Below are 18,740 nucleotides of genomic sequence, written 5' to 3' on the forward strand. Positions count from 1 at the left end.
AGCTGTGGCAACAGGCATGAAGGATGGAAGGCTCATACAATATTAGAAAGGCTTTGAATTGGTCATCCGCTTTCGAGATAAGATGCCGTACATCCTCTGCATTAGTCCACCATCCGAGCGTGCGGGCAGGAATTCACGACCCCAGGGCGACGGGTCGGGATCGTGGGCCGAAAAACGATCTCATCATCTCCCTGTAGCCGAGAGGGGAGTCAAACTTTAAAACCCGATCACATGTTTCTAATTGGAGATGCGAGATGGCGATCACAGCCGACCAGGTTACTTTCGATGCGCCGGCGGTTGAGTTTCGGCTTCCAGCGACCGACGGCAAGACTTACGGACTGGACGACCTTGCGGGCCAAAAGGGCACCGTCGTCGTCTTCATCTGCAATCATTGCCCCTACGTCAAAGCGGTGATCGACCGCATGGTTGCGGACGCGCGAGTGCTGATGTCTGAGGGCATTGGTTTTGTGGCGATTTGTTCGAACGATGCGGCGAACCGTCCCGAAGATTCATTTGAAAATATGCAGCATTTCGCCAAGGCTCATGGTTTCCCATTTCCTTATCTGCACGACGAGACCCAAGCGGTCGCGCGAGCATATGGAGCAGTGTGTACGCCGGACTTCTTCGGCTACAACGCCGACCGCAAGCTCAAGTACCGGGGTCGCCTCGACGAAGGCCGCAAAACTGCGCCCCGCGCGGAGGCGCCCCGAGAGCTCGTCGAGGCCATGCGCGCGATTGCGAGCACCGGTGTGGCGCCAGCTGATCAAAATCCGTCCCTTGGCTGCTCGATCAAATGGAAGGATGCGTAAGTCGAGCTCTGTCATCGAGCGGCACCAGCTACGCGGTTCGAAGTCAGGCGAGCATAGACATACAGTCCGCGCGGGTCGCTTTCATACGATTCCAACGTCCGCCTCGCGCTACCAGTTGAAGCGACTCATCGGGTTAACGAGCAAACTAAACTGTGCAACCATTGGGCGAGACGCTCGTCTACAACGTATTCGATGATCCGAACCGTCCCGGGCTCTCCCATCTTGCGCTCAGAGTGAGTCTCAGCTTCATTCAAGCGGCAGACTGTTTTCAATCATTTTTTAAGTTGGCATGAACCCATGGGAACTGTGATTGGACTGTTACCGGTAACGCCTTCGATCGATCAATTCGCTCGGATAATTTCGAATGTTGCTGCCCCGGCATTTCTGCTCGGTGCGGTCGCGTCCTTCATCTCCGTCGTGATATCGCGCATCAATCGCGTGATCGACCGATTGCATTTCATCCACAGTATCCCCGATGACGACGTTTCGAGACTCCACTTTCGAAGTGATTTGCCTCGGCTCAGGCGTCGCGCTGTCCTTTTGAACCGCTCGCTCTTCTGCTCGATCCTGGCCGCAATCACGACCGCTCTGATCATCTTCGGAGCATTCGTCAGTGCGTTTCTTCATCTCCGGCACGAGTACGGAATCGCGCTCTTGTTTATGGCCGCCATGATCCTGTTCAGTGTCTCATTAGTTGATCTGGCCCGCGAGACCAGATTGGCCCTCCACGAGGTCGACCTTTACCGGTAAGCTGCAATTTGAACTTGGCGGCAAGCATCGCAGCGTCCTGAACGCGTTACAACGACCATGTCTCCAAAGACTTGCGCATCGGCCGAACGAGATGCGGGGGACCGCACGAATGGTCAGTCGCTGCATTTGAAGCGGGTCGATCCTCATCCGAGTGCTTCCTGAAAGGAATCTTACTTCGGAGAGTGAGTCATCTTGCAAGGTCGTCCGGTGTAAGCATCACCGACAGCTTCGAAACCTGTTCACACTCGATTGCATTGACTTAGATCAAGGCAATTGTTCGGGCGCTATCATAATCCATCTCGCGCTTTGTTGCATTGTGGCAGAGGAAACGAGGGTATGACAATGCTTACACACCAAGTTACGGGTTCGCTGCTTGCGGTCCTCCTGTTCACGATTTCCGCACCTCAAGAATCCAAAGCTCAAGCCGGTGCGCTTGCTGCCTGCAAAGCAGACGCGGCCAGAATATGCCCTGGCATAGAGCCGGGCGGTGGCAAAATAATTCAGTGTCTTAAGCAACATAAGGACGACGTGACCATCGGTTGTGCGAAGGAGTTGAAATCGATCAAAGCTAAGATGGGTAAGTGACGAAGTTGAGTTCGAGCCTAGCGTCTGATGCACGTCCCCCAAGGAGGCGCGACAGCTTCGACTTCGAGACCCTGCTCGGGCAGAAGTGCCTGCTCAACGTCGTCCACGACGAGACGACGTGAATACGGCGGCGGCCGAGGAGGTCGAGGCGCTGCCGAAGTTTATCAAGTCCAAGATATTCTCAAGCCGCGAGAAGCAGGGCCGCATCAAGCACGCGGAGAACATGAGCGCGGCGCTAAGCCGATCGAGCAGCGCGGTTGTCACCTTGGGCATCGCCGAACACGCTTGGCCATTCTCCGAAGGTGAATGGTGAAGAAATGTAACGAGTACGGACACTGCAATCGTCGACCACCGGCACCACCGAGGAATTGATCGATGTGCTACGTGAAAAGCACGGCGTGGTAGCTCCTGGCGCCGATTTGCTGCTCACCAACGTATTCAACGTCATGATGGCGGACGTGGTCGATGCCGCCGTGCTCGGCGGCGACATTTCGGCCGGTCTTGGCGTTGGCGCCAACCTGCTGGTCGGCGGCACGCGCAAATCGGTTTCGCTGCAGCCGTTGTCGGTGGAAGGACAGGTCGGCGTCAATCTCGCGCTCGGCGCCGCTCGCATGAAACTCAAGCCAATCAATTGAATACCGAAGCCAGGCAACGAAAGGAATTTATCCAAATGATCGCGAAAAAACTCATCTTGTCTTGCGTTGCGTTTCTTGTTGCTGCGCCGGCCGTGGCTCAGGTCGAACTCAACACCTACGCGGATCAAGACGGGCGTCTCGACGTTCAGAAGCTGACCTGCGCGCAGCTGGCGGGCACGTTCCAGGAAGACGCCGACTATTTGGCCGCCTGGTACAGCGGTTGGTACAATGGCCTCGCCAAGAAGCACATGGTGAATGTTACCCGCGCAAAAGCGCTGCAACACGAAGTCATTGTTTTTTGCAAGGCCAATCCAGGCAAAAAAGTCATCGAAGCCATCGACGTGGTGTTCAAAGAGTACAGGAGTCAAAACAACATCAAGATGAAAAAATAGTCGCAGCTTAAAAGGTAGCAGCCGAGACCTCCTTGCCTCGACCGACTGGTCCGCTTCGCGTAGATGTAACAACAGGTGCGGAAACTTGGGGGCGCGAGCAAATCGTTAGGAGACTTTGTAAGCCACTGGAGGCCAGAACGGTTACCTCGCAAGTTGCTCGCGCAAGACGGCATTCCGACAATGACTCGGCAGGGATCGCGGAGGTAAAAATCTAAAGTGATCGCCGTCGATTCTCGCGGCAGATCGGATACTGAACCAGCCGTTGCTGTCTCTTTCAGAGGAAAATGTCATGAGAAGATTTTTTCTAAACGCAGCTTTTGTTGCCTTGCTTGTTGGTGTAGCCGGCTTTAGCGCGCCATTGCGGGCCGAAACTGGTCAGGTTTCCGTCGTATTCACAAAAGGAGGATTCATCGTCGGGGCCGGGGGTGGCGAAGGTGTCCTTACCTTCAAGGGCAGGCGCTATCCATTCACCGTTTCGGGCATGAGTATCGGATTTACGATCGGAGCCTCGACGACCAAGCTGGTTGGACGAGCTCTCAATCTGAATAGCCTGGCCGCGTTTCAGGGCAACTACAGCGCGATTGGAGCTGGCGGTGCAGTTGCGGCTGGGGCGGCAGGCGTTCAATTGCAGAATGCCAATGGCGTCATCCTGCAGCTTAGTGGCCCTAAGGTCGGCGCTGAAGTGTCGGCTGCAGTAGGCGGGGTAACTGTCAGGTTTAAATAAGCGTGATGCGGCCAGGTCGCACGGTGCGCTTGATGCTCACACGTGCGGCTGGTCCGCTTCGTGCAGATGCGACAACAAGCTTTGCGGGACTTGGGGTTAAACATGTGCGGCGCTAAGCAGTCACGGGTTACGAGAAAATTGTTAGGATACTTTGCAAGCCACTGTTCGTTTCGGGGAATTTAAGAGCAGCAGCATCGGTGCTACTCGGTGGTGGGGAGTCAGTTGTCATGTCGACTTGGAGTGGCGGTCGTACGCTAGGCACAGTCGCCATTCTATTCTCATTCCTTTTGGTTGGTTGTGCTGCCAGACTTGGTTCGGAGGCTCTGACGCCGGTGGCGGCCTCGGTTGGCGGAAAGGCTATGCAAATTTACGTGGCGACTACGCGCGAACGCGATTTGTCACAAAACGCGTTCACCGCGAACCTCGCCAATGCACTCAATTTTGCAAGGTTTTCCGTCTCAGTTCCTCCTAACCACAAGTCCGGCAACATTGAAATGCCGACCGCAACTCCAGATCCAGAAAGAGAATTTGCTATCGTTGATCGGGCCGCACTTAGCGAGTCCCAGTTTCGTCAAGCTGTTACTCATCAGAACCATAGCCACCGTAAAAAGCACAAAGTTTTTGTTTTTGTGCACGGGTTCAACAACACCTTTCAAGAGTCACTGTTCCGAATCACGCAATTACAAGCGGACATGAAGATCGACGGAATTCCGATACTGTTTGCGTGGCCATCGCAAGGTCGCGTAGGGGCTTATGAAATAGACAAGCAATCGGCAAACTATTCTCGCGACTATCTGATGGCTCTCCTAACGATGCTTAGCAGTAATTCCGAGGTCAGCGACATTATGGTGGTAGCCCACAGCATGGGCGCCATGTTGACCGTTGAAGCTCTGCGTCAGCTTCGTATTGAAGGCAAAGACCGGGTGATCGCCAGGCTAAGCCGGGTGGTGCTCGCGGCACCCGACATCAATGCAAGAACGTTCCGTACCAACGTACAAGCTATCGGTCCGCTAAAGCCACCTTTGCTTGTTCTGGTTTCCAAGGATGATGGTGCGCTTCGAGCCTCTAGTTTTCTTGATGGTGGTATTGCTCGTGCGGGAGACATCGATGTCGACAATCCCATTGTGCGCGAGGCTGCCCTGAAAGAGAAGGTTCAAGTCGTCGATATTTCGAGGCTCGCAAAACACGATGACCTCGGGCATGATCGGTTTGTAAGTGTTGCCGTGCTTTATTCAAGGTCGCACGAGAAAGCCTTGCGATACCGCAACACTGCTGGCACGTTCATCTTTACCGATGATGACACGTTCATACGGCCAGTCGACATTGGAGATCGGGTGGCTCAATGATCGGCTTGCGGTAAGTATCGCGAAGTGTTCGAGACCCTAGACGTTGACATCAACAATCAGACGCCGGTCGTCGAGGGCATCGGATTCGGGTCCTGAGACGGGTGCCGGCACGGCCGGTTTTAGCGAGCCATCTAGTGCCGGAACTGGTCAGGCTTCTGTCATGGTTCACGAAGGGTAGATGGTCCGCAGGGCACATGCCCTGGACCCCGGAAAAAGTTTGTTGTGCAATTTTGAAAAACTGCGATATATATAGTTGAATACGACGATGGAAATACTCCCTCCGTCCGTATTCGCCGCAAGGCGGTTGTGACCCGGTTTCGGGCCACTAGCGTTCCCAAGACTTCCCGCGCTGTTCACCTCGGTGGATGGCGCGGCTTTCTTTGTGATACTCTGGAGAAGAGAATGTCGACAGGTACAGTAAAGTGGTTTAACGGCCAAAAGGGCTATGGATTTATCCAGCCGGATGGTGGCGGAAATGACGTGTTCGTGCACATCAGCGCTGTTCAGCGCGCCGGATTGAACAGTCTTGGAGAAGGTCAAAAAGTGTCTTTTGAAGCCAAGACCGATGAGGCGCGTGGCAAGGTGAGTGCGGAGAATCTGTCTCTAAGGTGAGAACAAATCTACGGATGCATTGTACTGAGGGTAGCTCGTCGGTTTCAACATTGGACGAGCTTCACCCCCTGGATCGGTTGAATACGCGCATCGGCGGACTCCAATTGCTTTTGTATCGCATTGGGTAATCGTCACGGCCTGCCGTATTCCAATTGTCGGCGCATGCACTATTGGGGATGGCGAGACATTTGACATGTGCCGGCTGGCGGTCGCGGCGCTTCTATTAGATATTAGACCAACGGGAAAAGCCGACTTCCGTTTTGCCAAAATGTTCAGGATGACAAGATAGAGCCGGTCAGCAGCCGTCTGGTCCACTCTGCGATATCGCCCAGATGGCCGACCAGCCAACCCTTATCTTTTCCTCACGCAGTATCACATTGGATTTACGTGAGAATATCCTGACCGATTCATTTTCTTTGGCGAAGGGCGCTTGGCGTCCAACGATCATAGCCCGCTCAGTGCGGACGTTTAACACCGCTGATGGCGGGACACTCCCTTTTCAACGTAGCTTGGCTTACACGCTTAGCGATAGAAAATTGACGTTACAAGTGATAGTATTGACGACTCAATCTGGGCGCATTGAGTGTGAAATGTCGGCCTCATCCAACAGAGCGCTACCCTCACTGATTTTACGGATCGATCTCGATTTTAGAGTGCCGCATTGGACCTGGCAAAATTCAGCTCCTTGAAAGCATACAGACTTGCGGCTCAATTTCGGCCGCTGGACGTGCCATGGACATGTCCTACAAGCGCGCGTGGGATCTCGTCGATGAAACAAATCGCATCTGCCGGCAGGCGGCAGTCGCGCGGCAGACTGGCGGCAAGAACGGCGGCGGCGCGGTCCTGACCCCCTTCGGGGTCGCGTTGGTCGCTCGCTATCGCAAGATAGAACGCGATGCCGCCAGCGCGGTCCACAAGGAACTCGAGGCGCTGCGAAACGACATCCGGCACCCGAAGAAAAGCACGGAACGAGACCGGGATGTCAAAGCTCGTTGATTTGGCTGCGCCCTGATGCCCGAGCGGCCCAGTTTTCTACCGCACCTAGCAGGCTGTTGAAAAAGGCCAGTCGCGGCCGAGCTGTGAGCATGATTCATTGGCTTTGAAGCGATTTGGATCTGATGGGTGCGCGGTGGTGACAATCTGACTGGCGAGTTGTTCAGCTACGTTGATCTGGAGGCGCGGGTTCGGCGCGATCACCCGCTTCGCGCCATCCGGGTAATTGTGAATGAAGCGCTTGTCGCTTTGGAGCGGGAGTTCGCGGCGCTGTATTCGCCACTCGGGCGGCCGTCGATCCCACCCGAGAAGTTGCTCAGGGCGATGCTGTTGCAGGCGTTCTACTCGATCCGCTCGGAGCGGTTGCCTATGGAGCGGCTGGAATACGACCTTCTGTTCCGCTGGTTCGTGGGCATCGGCGTCGACGATCCAGCCTGGGACCATTCGGTGTTCTCGAAGAACCGCGACCGGCTGCTTGAGGGCGACATCGCGGCCAAGTTCCTGAGTGCGGTGCTGGCCCAGCCCAAGGTGGAGAAGCTGCTGTCGAGCGATCACTTCTCGGTCGACGGCACGCTGATCGAGGCCTGGGCTTCGACGAAGAGCGTCAAACCGAAGGACGGCTCTGGCGAGCCGCCGGCCGGCGGCGTCGGGCGCAATGCCGAAGCCGACTTCCACGGCGAGAAGCGGACTAACGACACGCATGCTTCGACCACCGATCCGGACGCAAGGCTCTACAAGAAGGGCAAGGGCAAGGAGGCGAAGCTATGCTTCATGGGTCATGGGCTGATGGAGAACCGCCATGGCCTGTTGGTCGACGCCTGCCTGACGCTGGCCGGCGGACATGCCGAGCGGGTGGCGGCGTTGCACATGATCGAACCTCGCGCCGACCGGCCCCTGGCCATCACACTTGGCGCTGATAAGGCCTATGACACGGAGGACTTCGTCAACGAGTTGCGCGCGATGAAGGTGACGCCGCACGTGGCGCAGAACACAAGCGGCCGAAGCTCGGCGATCGACGGGCGCACGACGCGGCACCGCGGCTATGCCATCAGCCAGCGTCTCCGCAAGCGCATTGAGGAAGCGTTCGGCTGGATCAAGATGGTTGCCCGCCAGGACAAGACCCGCTTCCGTGGCCGCGACCGCGTCGGATGGGCCTTCACCTTCGCAGCCGCCGCTTACAATCTGGTGCGATTGCCGAAGCTCATGGCGGTGCCAGCATGACCCGCCGTCTCACGGCCACGCCAAACTGCTCGACGGCGGCTCAATCCAGATCGCATTCGCCTATCACAACGGCGATCAAGCCATCCCCAAAGCCAGACCGAACACTTCTTCAACAGCCTGTTAGGAGCGGAGTCAGTTGGCAATAGCTGCCTGGACGTCTCAATCGGGAAAGGGAAACTTATGTCCGGAAGTATCTTCAATAATAATATTGCGCGAGGAGCGGGATACACCAAAACTTGGCGACTGCTCTGGAGTTCGGCTGCAGCCATCGGCGCTCTTGCCGCAACCCCTGCAGGGGCGGCCACCTGTGATCCAGCATGCGGCTCGTACGATGCCACCATTGCCGTGGCGTCAAATTTCTTCGAGCCTGCAAAAGATTTACGTGCGGACTTCACGGCCTCAGGGCAGCCTGGCTACGGAAAGGTTATCCGTATCTGTCATGGCTCGACCGGTTCACTGAATACGGAAATCAGATCCGGTAATGCAAACGGCTATAGTCTGTTCCTGGCGGCGAATATGGCTACGCCGATAGGCCTGGAGGGTTCGGGCTTTGAACAAAGCGGGGCCACTACTGAACTTTACGCCAAGGGCATTCCGGTCTTGTTTGCAAAACAGACGACCGTCAGCGATGTCAGTACGCTGGTGCCGAGCAAATCTGGCGTTGCGGCAACAATCAACTAACGTGGCAATGCTTCCGGTTGTTGGGGGACAGTGCGGTCATATTCTTCGTACGGTCATATTCTTCGTAAAAGTCACTGAGTTCTGAATAAAGAGTCTACCGCGAACTGATTGTGGGCGGGTTGCTCCGACATCAAAACCGCCCCAACGAATTTTGCTACCTCGGCTTTGGCTGCGTCGAGGTCAGACAAATCCACGATTACGGCATCGATCAGTGGATTCCCGTTTATAAAGTGAAAACAATACTGCGGCATGGTGCTCCTCTCTTTGTCAGGGGACTCCATTGACCACTGAGGGTGAAGCGCCTGTGACGTTCGGCGCGTCGAGATAGACCGCGCGGCAGGTATCTACGCAATACGGTCCCCATTTGTTTTTGGTGGCTATCGAGGGGAGACAGCTTGGCTGAGGGAGAGATTGAAAGTATCCGCGCAATATTGTCTTCAAAGCCTCGTCCGATCGGATGGGAGCAGCGAAGGCAACGTCTCGATGAAGTCGGCTCAATCTGGCCGGTGGCGGACGATGTACAGCTGCGAACAGTCGATTGCGGAGGTGTAGCAGGGGAATGGTCGCTTTCGCCCGGGGCAGATGCCACACGGATACTTCTGTATTTTCATGGTGGCGGCTACTGTTCGGGCTCAATTGCAAGCCATCGGCGCCTTGTTACAGAGGCCGGGCGCGCCGCTGGTATAAGCACGCTGGCGATCGCCTATCGGCTAGCGCCGGAACATCCGTTTCCTGCTGCGCATGACGATGCCATGATCGGTTGGCGGCATCTGCGCCAGCAAGGCATCGACGCGCGGAATATTGTAGTTGGCGGCGACAGCGCCGGCGGCAATCTCACGATCGCCCTGATCAACGCCTTGCGCGAGGCGAACGAAGATTTGCCGGCGTGCGCGTGGCTGATTTCACCCTGGACTGATCTCACCATGTCGGGAAAGACGTTGGAGAGCAAGGATCATATCGATCCAATTATCCACCGTGGCTACCTGGTGGAGCTAGCCGATGCCTATGCTCCCATATCACTCGACCGCAGGAACCCACTTCTTTCGCCTTTGTTTTCGGTCCTTGCAGGATTTCCACCGACGCTCATCCAAGTCGGCTCTGCTGAAACATTGCTCTCGGACTCAACACGTTTTGCGGAAGCTGCCGCTGAAGCCAACGTTGCGACGACTTTGGATGTGTGGCCAGAAATGATTCATGCGTGGCCTCTCTGGAATGCCGGCCTTACGGATGCACGGCTGGCGCTCAAGTCAGCCGGACAGTTCATGAAACGCAGGTTGTTAGAGCGAGTTCCCTAGGCTCATGAGAATTTGCAAGGTTTCGGCATTTGCAACAAGCCTAGGGTCTGACGAGATTTGCCGACTGTCTTGGTAGATTGGCAAGCTGCCCTGAAGCAGACCCTTTGGCTTTGAGCTTTGTCTTTTGAGTGTCACCTGAGAGATGTTCCGCCGTCTCACGCAACAGGTCGATTGTCTGCAGCGTGACCTCCGCATGCCGGGACGGGATCAAAATCCCGGCCTCCTGGAAGGCTTCCAAAATAGCGATCCTTAGATCAGCGGTCACGTTGCCGCCCGCGCGCACATCGACAAAAGCGTACAGTTTGAACGTCAGGCCATCTACGCCGAAATCTTCAAAATCGAACGACGGCGCAGGCATTGTCAGGACACTGGGATGGTCCTGCGCGACCTTGAGCAGAATCGATTTGACCGCCCGCGGATCGGAGCCATTCGCAACCTTGACCGGGATCGCGATACGACGTCTGTTATCGCGCAATGTCCAGTTCTTCACCTTCTCCGTGATGAAATAGGAGTTCGGAATCACAACACTCGCTCGCTCAGACGTCTCGACCTCGGTCGAACGCACGCTGATCTTGCGAACATAACCTTCTTCGCCTCCGATGACGACCAAGTCACCGACCCTGATGGGGCGCTCAGCCAGAAGGATCAGCCCCGACACGAAATTATTGACGATACTTTGCAAACCGAACCCGATGCCGACGGAGAATGCGCCGGCCAGGATCGCGAGATTGGACAGGTCGAAGCCTGCGTAAGAGAAGGCCACAAGCGTTGCGATGACGACGCCGCCGTATCCCACTCCAACGCGAATCGAATCGCGGAGGCCGCCCGAAATACCCGCCGCCTTGAGAACCCGCTCATCGAGCCAGCCCTGGAAAAGTCGCGCGGCGCCATAGGCGAGCCCGAACACCATGACCGACGCGAGGAGCACCGCAATTGATACTTGGGTGTTGCCAACCCGGAAACCGAAGAAGAGCTGCGAGTACCAGTCGTAGACTTCCGGCCAACTGTACCCCCACTGGAGCAAAATGAGGGGCACCGACAGTATGACCACAATGGCCTTAAGGAGCAGGCCAATCGGCAGAGCCAACTGCTCGTGCCGCTGGTGTTGCTCACCAAGGCTTTCCTTGAGCCAGCGGCCTGTCGCTGCACGGTCGTCGCCCAAGCCCTGCATCAGCCCATCGACCCACAGCAGCAGAAGGTAGGCAAACGCCATAATGGAGACGGTCACGACCAATTGTTGCGCGAGAAATCGGGCAAGCGCCAGGTATCCGGCAAATGCCGAGATGATGATCGCGACGACTGCAATCCAAACAGGGGCCCGCAGCACGGCGAGGAGCCGCGGTGAGAGGCTTTGGTCCTGATGCTGCCCCTCTAGCGGCGTAAGAAGGATGGCAATGATGATTCCGGCCAAAAGCAGGCTCGACGGAAGGGCAACCGCGATCGTCAGCGCAAAGGGGGCCTGCACAACACGGGTGACCATGTAGAGCAAGCTGGTCACGCCGTACACGATTGCGAGCGCCAGAAGGAGTCCGCAAATTCGACGTGCTGTGCGATCAGAGACGGGGATCAACCGCCAATGCGGCATCCTCGGTGCGAACGCGCTGATGACGAGCACGCTGACCGCGAGAACGGTGATGATGGATTGCGCAGTCGTGTACAGCAGCCAATCGACACGTTTAGGCAGTTGATGCGTGTCGGCGACGAGCCCGTAGAGGAAAGCGATCGGCAAGACCGGCAAGAGCCACAGCAAGGCGATGGCGCCCGCGACTGCAGCCCGCCGCCAGAACGGCTGATCAACGTCCTCGGATCGCCGGCGGCGCAGCCGCCCGGTTCCAAAGGCGGCGGCAACGGCGAGCCCGAGCATGAGCAGTCCGGCTTCGAAAACGAGGAGCTTCACATCGTCCTGATCGCCAAGACTGCCCCACCAGTCGGCCACGATGTCGCGAACGCGGTATGTGGCTAATGGAACATAGTCCGGCACACGCGCCCAGGTCTCAGACGAGTAAATGCCAGGGAGCGGCTGCAACAGGCGCGTCGCGAAATTCTTTCGACGGATATCTTGGATGGCATCGATGAGTTTGTCGATGCGTAGATTGGCGGAGTCGATCTCCTTCTGACCTCCGGTCAACACTCCGTGGTAATAGGTCCGGTCGGCCCGACTTCGTGCGACGTCATCCGGCTCGGGTGGTTGACCGGCGGCCGGCGCCGGCCCGAGCAGGCCCAATTGGTCCTTGGCGGCCGCGAGTACAGGTTCAAGTTGCTTGTCAAAGCTTCCAATCTCGCTGCGAACGCGCTGGAGCTTGTCACGGAGGTCGTTCAGTTCGGAATAGCTCAAGCGCGGCTTTTTTAGGTCACCCTCCAGGCGCGAAAGCTCCTGCTCCCAGCCGTTGATACTCTTCTCGATGTCAACGCCGACATTTTTGTTGGCACGTGCAACGATCTCGGCCGTGTTGAGCGAAGCAGCAGGCTGTTTTGCCGGTTGCGCGGTGGCTGGCGCATCCGAAGGAGAATCTGCCCGCTGCGCCACATCTGGTTTGGGCGATGTCGGCGCCTGTGCGGTCTGAGCCTGAGCGCCGGCCACAACCAGCATAGAAAAGAGACTCAACGCCCACGCTACGACCCACAGTCGGCGGATCATCGGCAGCTCTCCCTTATTCGATGGCAATTTTGAAAATCCAGACGGCAAATTCCCCTCAGCCGTCTCCGAAAACTTGATGGCCAGACAATGACCAAATGTGCAATTCCGGGGTCAGCTACGGTGGTGCGTGTATCGTTTGAGACCGGCGAACCCACAAATCCGAGCCTGCGCGGCCCGCCTCGAAGCACTGAATAGCCTGGATTCGATTCTCGCGGTCAAGGGCCGCCTTGCCGCGGTCTCGAGCAGCTGCAAGCGGCAAGACAATGGTCCACTTGGGGGTATCTTCGCGACGAATCGGGAGGCCATCCGATCAATTGGTGTTGATCTTCTCCGCGGCGGGATCTTTAATATTATAAGGGGTGTCTTGTGATGCTTAGGCGCCCACATGCATATTCAAGATAGTAGGGTATCTACTCTGTGAATTAATGAGCAGCACAATGACGCGCAGAACCGTGCTTGGCGAGGTGTCACTGACCGGTTTGGAAGCAAGCTGCGATCAGCTTTACTGGAGTCGCGCTTCGGATCTTCTTTTTGCTGTGCGTCCCTTGAGCGCGGGACGCTTTACGTATGAGGCCATCAATCCAGCCTTCGAGGCCGCCCTTGGAGTTTCGTCACGGAAGATCAGGAAACTGGATGTCTTCGGCTATATGGGCGCGGAAGACGCTCGATTAATTTGCTCAGCTTTCCAGGCATGTCTTGCACAAGGGAGTGAGGTCAGGGTCCGTCACGGACTTGCATTTGGAGGTTCAAGGCACGACACGGAGACGACGGCCGTTCCGGTCATCCATCCAGACGGTGGCGTCCGATTGATCGGTAGCCACCGGATCTTGCGCGGGGAGGATGACATTCGTAGGAATGTTAGCCTTGCTTCCATCCAGGAGGACATCCATCAGCGGTTCGCATCGGAGCTCCATGATTCCACGTGCCAGCACCTGATTGCCGCAAGCCTTAGTCTCATGCGAATGCGCACCCACTTAGGCACTTCGGTCAATGCCGAGAGACTTTTCGATGAAATTGATGCATCCATCGGCGAGGCGTTAAAGGAAATCCGCGCATTCACTTATTTGCGGTATCCCCAAGCACTGACGGTCGACGGATTGAAAACGACGATCGAGTGCTATGCGCGAAGTTTCGCCACGCGAACGTCGCTGGATGTCAGTACGAACATCACGCGCGCTGTCGACCGACTGCCAAAAGAGCATCAGCGCTTATTGCTACGGGTCACCCAGGAAGCGCTTACGAATGTATTTCGGCACGCGAAGGCCACCAAGGTCAAAGTTGTCCTTGAGGAAACTGATGCTCACATCCGCCTTATGATCAGCGATAACGGATGCGGTCTGTCAGCCGGGCGTGCGGGCCGCGGTGTGAAGGCAATATCGACCGGTGTTGGAATTCCGACAATGAGCGCGAGGCTGAAACAGATCGGCGGCAGACTCGAAATCCATTCAGATCCGGCAGTGCCGCACTCTGGCACGACAGTATATGCTGTGTTCGCTCATGGCTTTACGACGAAGGTGCGTAAACGGAAGACGGTAGCGGCGACTGCCAAGGCCAAAGCAAATACGCAATAAAACGCAGAGTTCGTGGGTAAACGATTCCCGGGGGTGCGGGCCGAAGTCAAACTCGTGCCAGCGGTCGCGAATTGCCGCTTTTCCTGGAGTAGAATCTCAGCGAGGGCGCCGGACACATTTTGGGACGCCAGATCCATTAATGGGATTCGCCATCATAGATAGTTCTACCTAGTGATTTATCCTGAGGTTCGAGAATGTCCTCCGGAGAACTTCTGGAAGATGAAACGAATTCTCATAGCGGACGACCATGCCGCCGTCCGGCTCGGTCTGCGTGCGGTGCTGGAGCAGCGTCCCGGTTGGGAGGTCATTGCCGATGTGGATGACAGCAGGAGGGCGTTCGAGGTCGCCCTTGAGAAGCGCCCCGACGTTGCAATCCTGGACTTCTCGCTCCCGCATATGACGGGAGTCGAAGTTGCGCGACTCATCAGCAAACATTTGCGGGAGACGGAAGTCCTAATCTTCACTGTGCATGAGTCTAGGGTGCTGGCACAGGAAGCGTTTCGGGCTGGTGCGCGCGCATATCTAGTCAAATCTGACGCAAACAAGATGTTGTTGGCGGCCGTCGAGGCTTTAATGATGCATAGGCCGTTCGATGATGGGCGGTTTAGCGTCGGGCCGCGCTGCGAAAGGAACGGCGCGGACGCAGGGGGCCAGAAGCTCTCTCCACGCGAGCGGCATGTAGTCACGCTGGTGGCCGAAGGCTACAGCAACAAAAAGATTAGCTCCCTCCTCAATCTCAGTGTGAAGACCACCGAAGCTCATCGTGCGACAGCCATGCGAAAATTGGAGATCAATTCAATCGCAAGCCTCGTGCGATACGCGGTGAGGTCCAACATGATAGAGCCGTAACAAAACGGCGATTGATCTTTCCAATAATTGCAGGACTTGAGAGAAATATTCTCAGCTCACTTCGTTTGCGGGCATGGACTGGACCAACAAGAATCTCTGATGAGGTGGACGGGACATCGCGTAGTTCATCGCGGAATCGTTGGCAGATTGACCCGGATGAGCTCAGAAAAATCTGATTTCCCGTCGGCGGCCTGTGCGGCCTCATTGATGAGAGAGCGTCGCCTCAGCTCTTCGAACGGCAACGTCGTGTCCACTCGGCCCGAGTGGTAAAGATAGCTATCGATCAAGCCGTTGAGTAGGTGGCGGATATCGAACCGCCCCTGCCTGCCGCATTGGCGTAGCGGATAATATTGATGGTGCAGCTATTGGTCAGCAGGTGATAGAATTCAGGCGTGTCGGTAAGTTCGTTGATCCGGTTCAGATAGACAAGAAATAGTCGGCGCGCACTCTTGGCGGCGCTACTACAACACCGAGCGACCACACTCATCGCTCGGATACAAACCGCCGGCACCGGCAATCCTATGGTCGTCCAAGCCACCCCGATCGCCTCCGCCAGCCGCGCAAACAATGGCCGAAAAGCCGATCATGCATTAAGACTGAAACCGGACCACCTCATAGGGGCAGGCCAAGCCATATTGGCGAATGCATTGCGCCCACAGCCGACGTTTCCCAAAACTTAAGCGTGAAACTCGATCGACCTCAAAAAATGCTAATGCCCTTCCCGGATCTGGATCTGCGCCTCGTCCGAAATCCCGACGCGGGACCATACAAAGACCGCAAGCAGCGCGACGGGGATGCCGATGAGAGAGGTCCAGATGAAGAACCAGACGAATCCCGTATGCTCGATCACGAAGCCCGAAAATCCAGCCAGAATGCTGCCCGGAAAGGCGCAAAGGGAGGTCAGCAGGCCGAATTGGCTTGCCGCGTGTTCCACTGAAGCGAGCGTCGACATGTAAGTGATGAGCACGACCGACGCGAAGGCGTAGGCAAAGCCTTCAATGCCGACGGCCAGCGCGAAGGTCCAGAACGCCTTACCTCCATCCCCGCCATGTGCCGCTAGAAACGCGAGCGCAAGATGAGAGGCCGAGCCCGCGACGGTGCCAATGAGGAGGCTCGACATCATGCCGATACGCGGGATCAGCCAACCGGCCATGAAGGTGCCACCAAGCGCGATCCAGAAACCGAAGACCTTGGTCACGGTCGCGATGTCGGTATTTGTGAATCCCTGGTGCTTGAAGAGCGGCACCGCCATCGCGCTAGCAATGTAGCCCGGCATGCGAAAGCCCGCGACGAGCAGCAGGATCACGACGGCCATCGGACCCAATCGCTTGAGAAGGTCGTGGATTGGCGCCCAGATTGTTTCGACGAAGCCGGTATGCGGCTTGTGGGGCACCATATCGGAGGGTGGCTCGGGTGCGCATAGCGTCGCCACAATGCCTACCAGCATCAGGATAGCCATGCACAGATAGGCGCCCTTCCAACCGATGCGATCCGCAAGGTAAAGCGCGCCCGCGCCAGCGGCGAGATTGCCAATGCGCCAGCCGACCTCGGTCCATGAGGACAGCACCGCCTGTTTCTCTGGCGGTCGCACGCTCGTGATACGCCAACCGTCGAGCACCAGATCGAGCGTTGCGCCCGCAATTCCGAGTGCGATTGAGAAACCGACTGTCCACCAGATCCAATATCCTGGATTGCCAAAAGCGATCCCGGTCAGCATGGCCATGACAGCGAGAATGGCTACGATCAACCAACCGCGCCGCCGCCCGAGCATACGTCCGATTATCGGCGGATCGTATTGATCGAGAAATGGCGCCCACACGAACTTGAACTTGTAGGCGAAGGTCAGTTCGCTGAGCAGGCCGATCGTCGCCAGCGGCACCGCCGCATCAGTGAGCCAAGCCGATTGCGTGGAATAGGTTAGCAGGAACGGCATGCCCGACGTGAACCCAAGGCCCAGGGCTGGAGCCATCCGTCTGTCCTTGACGAGGGCTGACCAGAACGGGACGCGTTCGGTACCGGTACTTGTGATCGTCGTCTGCATCCCGGGGTCCTCGCATTAGTAGCCGGCCGATGCCGGGAGCTCATTCTACCGTTTTGTCGGCTTCATGAGAGCCGCACGAAACCACCTGAAGTGGAGTGTGTCCTACAAAGCCTATCATTTTCCAGGCCGTCGCGAGTCATCCTTAGAAATCAGTGCGCGCCTTTACGAGCGGTTTGTTTACGACGCGCCAAGACGCGAGATTGACAAGACCAAGCTACCGAATTGCATCATTGGCCGTAGTCTGACCTAGCAGGCTGTTGAAGAAGTGTTCGGTCTGGCTTTGGGGATGGCTTGATCGCCGTTGTGATAGGCGAATGCGATCTGGATTGAGCCGCCGTCGAGCAGTTTGGCGTGGCCGTGAGACGGCGGGTCATGCTGGCACCGCCATGAGCTTCGGCAATCGCACCAGATTGTAAGCGGCGGCTGCGAAGGTGAAGGCCTATCCGACGCGGTCGCGGCCACGGAAGCGGGTCTTGTCCTGGCGGGCAACCATCTTGATCCAGCCGAACGCTTCCTCAATGCGCTTGCGGAGACGCTGGCTGATGGCATAGCCGCGGTGCCGCGTCGTGCGCCCGTCGATCGCCGAGCTTCGGCCGCTTGTGTTCTGCGCCACGTGCGGCGTCACCTTCATCGCGCGCAACTCGTTGACGAAGTCCTCCGTGTCATAGGCCTTATCAGCGCCAAGTGTGATGGCCAGGGGCCGGTCGGCGCGAGGTTCGATCATGTGCAACGCCGCCACCCGCTCGGCATGTCCGCCGGCCAGCGTCAGGCAGGCGTCGACCAACAGGCCATGGCGGTTCTCCATCAGCCCATGACCCATGAAGCATAGCTTCGCCTCCTTGCCCTTGCCCTTCTTGTAGAGCCTTGCGTCCGGATCGGTGGTCGAAGCATGCGTGTCGTTAGTCCGCTTCTCGCCGTGGAAGTCGGCTTCGGCATTGCGCCCGACGCCGCCGGCCGGCGGCTCGCCAGAGCCGTCCTTCGGTTTGACGCTCTTCGTCGAAGCCCAGGCCTCGATCAGCGTGCCGTCGACCGAGAAGTGATCGCTCGACAGCAGCTTCTCCACCTTGGGCTGGGCCAGCACCGCACTCAGGAACTTGGCCGCGATGTCGCCCTCAAGCAGCCGGTCGCGGTTCTTCGAGAACACCGAATGGTCCCAGGCTGGATCGTCGACGCCGATGCCCACGAACCAGCGGAACAGAAGGTCGTATTCCAGCCGCTCCATAGGCAACCGCTCCGAGCGGATCGAGTAGAACGCCTGCAACAGCATCGCCCTGAGCAACTTCTCGGGTGGGATCGACGGCCGCCCGAGTGGCGAATACAGCGCCGCGAACTCCCGCTCCAAAGCGACAAGCGCTTCATTCACAATTACCCGGATGGCGCGAAGCGGGTGATCGCGCCGAACCCGCGCCTCCAGATCAACGTAGCTGAACAACTCGCCAGTCAGATTGTCACCACCGCGCACCCATCAGATCCAAATCGCTTCAAAGCCAATGAATCATGCTCACAGCTCAACCGCGACTGGCCTTTTTCAACAGCCTGCTAGGCCGAACGGGATGCGTTGATACAATACTTGAAAACGCTTTGAACAAGCTTGGCTG

At 57.0% G+C, this 18,740-nt stretch carries 18 protein-coding genes and 3 pseudogenes; 16 read left to right on the forward strand and 5 right to left on the reverse strand.

All coding sequences use genetic code 11. The features are described 5' to 3' along the window. Positions 1-254: 254 nt before the first annotated feature. The 12 genes and pseudogenes from ACZ5IL_RS09340 to ACZ5IL_RS09395 all read left to right on the forward strand — a co-directional run bounded on the left by ACZ5IL_RS09340 (position 255) and on the right by ACZ5IL_RS09395 (position 8,748). Positions 255-809: a thioredoxin family protein gene (locus ACZ5IL_RS09340; RefSeq protein WP_464596456.1), complete on the forward strand. Its 555-nt coding sequence runs from the start codon at positions 255-257 to the stop codon at positions 807-809. 297 nt (positions 810-1,106) lie between these two features. Continuing rightward, positions 1,107-1,559: a DUF2721 domain-containing protein gene (locus ACZ5IL_RS09345; RefSeq protein ID WP_079445820.1), complete on the forward strand. Its 453-nt coding sequence runs from the start codon at positions 1,107-1,109 to the stop codon at positions 1,557-1,559. A 336-nt stretch (positions 1,560-1,895) separates the two neighbouring features. Further along, a complete protein-coding gene (locus ACZ5IL_RS09350; RefSeq protein ID WP_464596457.1) occupies positions 1,896-2,144 on the forward strand; it encodes a cysteine rich repeat-containing protein in 249 nt (82 codons plus the stop codon). A gap of 118 nt (positions 2,145-2,262) precedes the next feature. Further along, complete coding sequence (locus tag ACZ5IL_RS09355) at positions 2,263-2,457, forward strand: hypothetical protein (protein ID WP_464596458.1); 195 nt, start codon at positions 2,263-2,265, stop codon at positions 2,455-2,457. A gap of 64 nt (positions 2,458-2,521) precedes the next feature. Further along, positions 2,522-2,779: a DUF992 domain-containing protein gene (locus ACZ5IL_RS09360; RefSeq protein WP_464596459.1), complete on the forward strand. Its 258-nt coding sequence runs from the start codon at positions 2,522-2,524 to the stop codon at positions 2,777-2,779. 35 nt (positions 2,780-2,814) lie between these two features. Next, positions 2,815-3,171 carry an HdeA/HdeB family chaperone gene (locus ACZ5IL_RS09365; protein ID WP_464596461.1) on the forward strand — a complete coding sequence of 119 codons (357 nt, stop codon included), beginning with the start codon at positions 2,815-2,817 and terminating at the stop codon, positions 3,169-3,171. 289 nt (positions 3,172-3,460) lie between these two features. Continuing rightward, positions 3,461-3,895 (forward strand): hypothetical protein, encoded by a 435-nt coding sequence (locus ACZ5IL_RS09370; protein WP_464596876.1) that lies wholly within the window; start codon positions 3,461-3,463, stop codon positions 3,893-3,895. 227 nt (positions 3,896-4,122) lie between these two features. Further along, on the forward strand, positions 4,123-5,241 hold the full coding sequence (locus tag ACZ5IL_RS09375) for an alpha/beta hydrolase (protein WP_464596462.1): 1,119 nt from the start codon (positions 4,123-4,125) through the stop codon (positions 5,239-5,241). Between the two features lie 402 nt (positions 5,242-5,643). Further along, positions 5,644-5,853 (forward strand): cold-shock protein, encoded by a 210-nt coding sequence (locus tag ACZ5IL_RS09380; RefSeq protein ID WP_464596463.1) that lies wholly within the window; start codon positions 5,644-5,646, stop codon positions 5,851-5,853. A 590-nt stretch (positions 5,854-6,443) separates the two neighbouring features. Then, a pseudogene (locus ACZ5IL_RS09385) lies at positions 6,444-6,849 on the forward strand (winged helix-turn-helix domain-containing protein). Between the two features lie 126 nt (positions 6,850-6,975). Further along, a complete protein-coding gene (locus tag ACZ5IL_RS09390) occupies positions 6,976-8,067 on the forward strand; it encodes an IS5 family transposase (protein ID WP_464592499.1) in 1,092 nt (363 codons plus the stop codon). Positions 8,068-8,247: 180 nt separating this feature from the next. Next, complete coding sequence (locus tag ACZ5IL_RS09395; protein WP_464596464.1) at positions 8,248-8,748, forward strand: type 2 periplasmic-binding domain-containing protein; 501 nt, start codon at positions 8,248-8,250, stop codon at positions 8,746-8,748. 71 nt (positions 8,749-8,819) lie between these two features. On the opposite strand, the gene ACZ5IL_RS09400 is transcribed toward ACZ5IL_RS09395, so the two are convergent. Beyond that, complete coding sequence (locus ACZ5IL_RS09400) at positions 8,820-9,029, reverse strand: DUF6894 family protein (protein ID WP_464596465.1); 210 nt, start codon at positions 9,027-9,029, stop codon at positions 8,820-8,822. A 114-nt stretch (positions 9,030-9,143) separates the two neighbouring features. Here ACZ5IL_RS09400 and ACZ5IL_RS09405 point away from each other — a divergent pair, with 114 nt between their 5' ends. After that, complete coding sequence (locus ACZ5IL_RS09405; protein ID WP_464596467.1) at positions 9,144-10,043, forward strand: alpha/beta hydrolase; 900 nt, start codon at positions 9,144-9,146, stop codon at positions 10,041-10,043. Between the two features lie 40 nt (positions 10,044-10,083). On the opposite strand, the gene ACZ5IL_RS09410 is transcribed toward ACZ5IL_RS09405, so the two are convergent. After that, positions 10,084-12,681, reverse strand: coding sequence for a mechanosensitive ion channel domain-containing protein (locus ACZ5IL_RS09410; RefSeq protein ID WP_464596468.1), 2,598 nt, complete (start codon positions 12,679-12,681; stop codon positions 10,084-10,086). A 647-nt stretch (positions 12,682-13,328) separates the two neighbouring features. Between ACZ5IL_RS09410 and ACZ5IL_RS09415 the strand changes: the two genes are divergently transcribed. After that, positions 13,329-14,252, forward strand: a complete 924-nt coding sequence (locus ACZ5IL_RS09415; RefSeq protein ID WP_464596877.1) for a sensor histidine kinase — start codon at positions 13,329-13,331, stop codon at positions 14,250-14,252. A 219-nt stretch (positions 14,253-14,471) separates the two neighbouring features. Beyond that, positions 14,472-15,101, forward strand: a complete 630-nt coding sequence (locus ACZ5IL_RS09420; protein ID WP_464596470.1) for a response regulator — start codon at positions 14,472-14,474, stop codon at positions 15,099-15,101. A gap of 283 nt (positions 15,102-15,384) precedes the next feature. Here ACZ5IL_RS09420 and ACZ5IL_RS09425 read toward each other — a convergent pair whose 3' ends face one another. Then, positions 15,385-15,588 (reverse strand): lipoprotein N-acyltransferase Lnb domain-containing protein, encoded by a 204-nt coding sequence (locus ACZ5IL_RS09425; protein WP_464596471.1) that lies wholly within the window; start codon positions 15,586-15,588, stop codon positions 15,385-15,387. Between ACZ5IL_RS09425 and ACZ5IL_RS09430 the strand changes: the two are divergent. After that, a pseudogene (locus tag ACZ5IL_RS09430) lies at positions 15,549-15,695 on the forward strand (integrase core domain-containing protein); the annotation flags it as partial. The gene ACZ5IL_RS09425 and the pseudogene ACZ5IL_RS09430 sit on opposite strands and share 40 nt — an antisense overlap. A gap of 115 nt (positions 15,696-15,810) precedes the next feature. Here the strand turns inward: ACZ5IL_RS09430 and ACZ5IL_RS09435 are convergent. Then, entirely contained in the window at positions 15,811-17,142 is a 1,332-nt protein-coding gene (locus tag ACZ5IL_RS09435) for an AmpG family muropeptide MFS transporter (protein ID WP_464596473.1), read from the reverse strand. A gap of 370 nt (positions 17,143-17,512) precedes the next feature. Then, a pseudogene (locus ACZ5IL_RS09440) lies at positions 17,513-18,604 on the reverse strand (IS5 family transposase). Between the last annotated feature and the right edge of the window lie 136 nt (positions 18,605-18,740).

It is taken from the genome of Nitrobacter sp. CN101 (genome assembly GCF_055390255.1).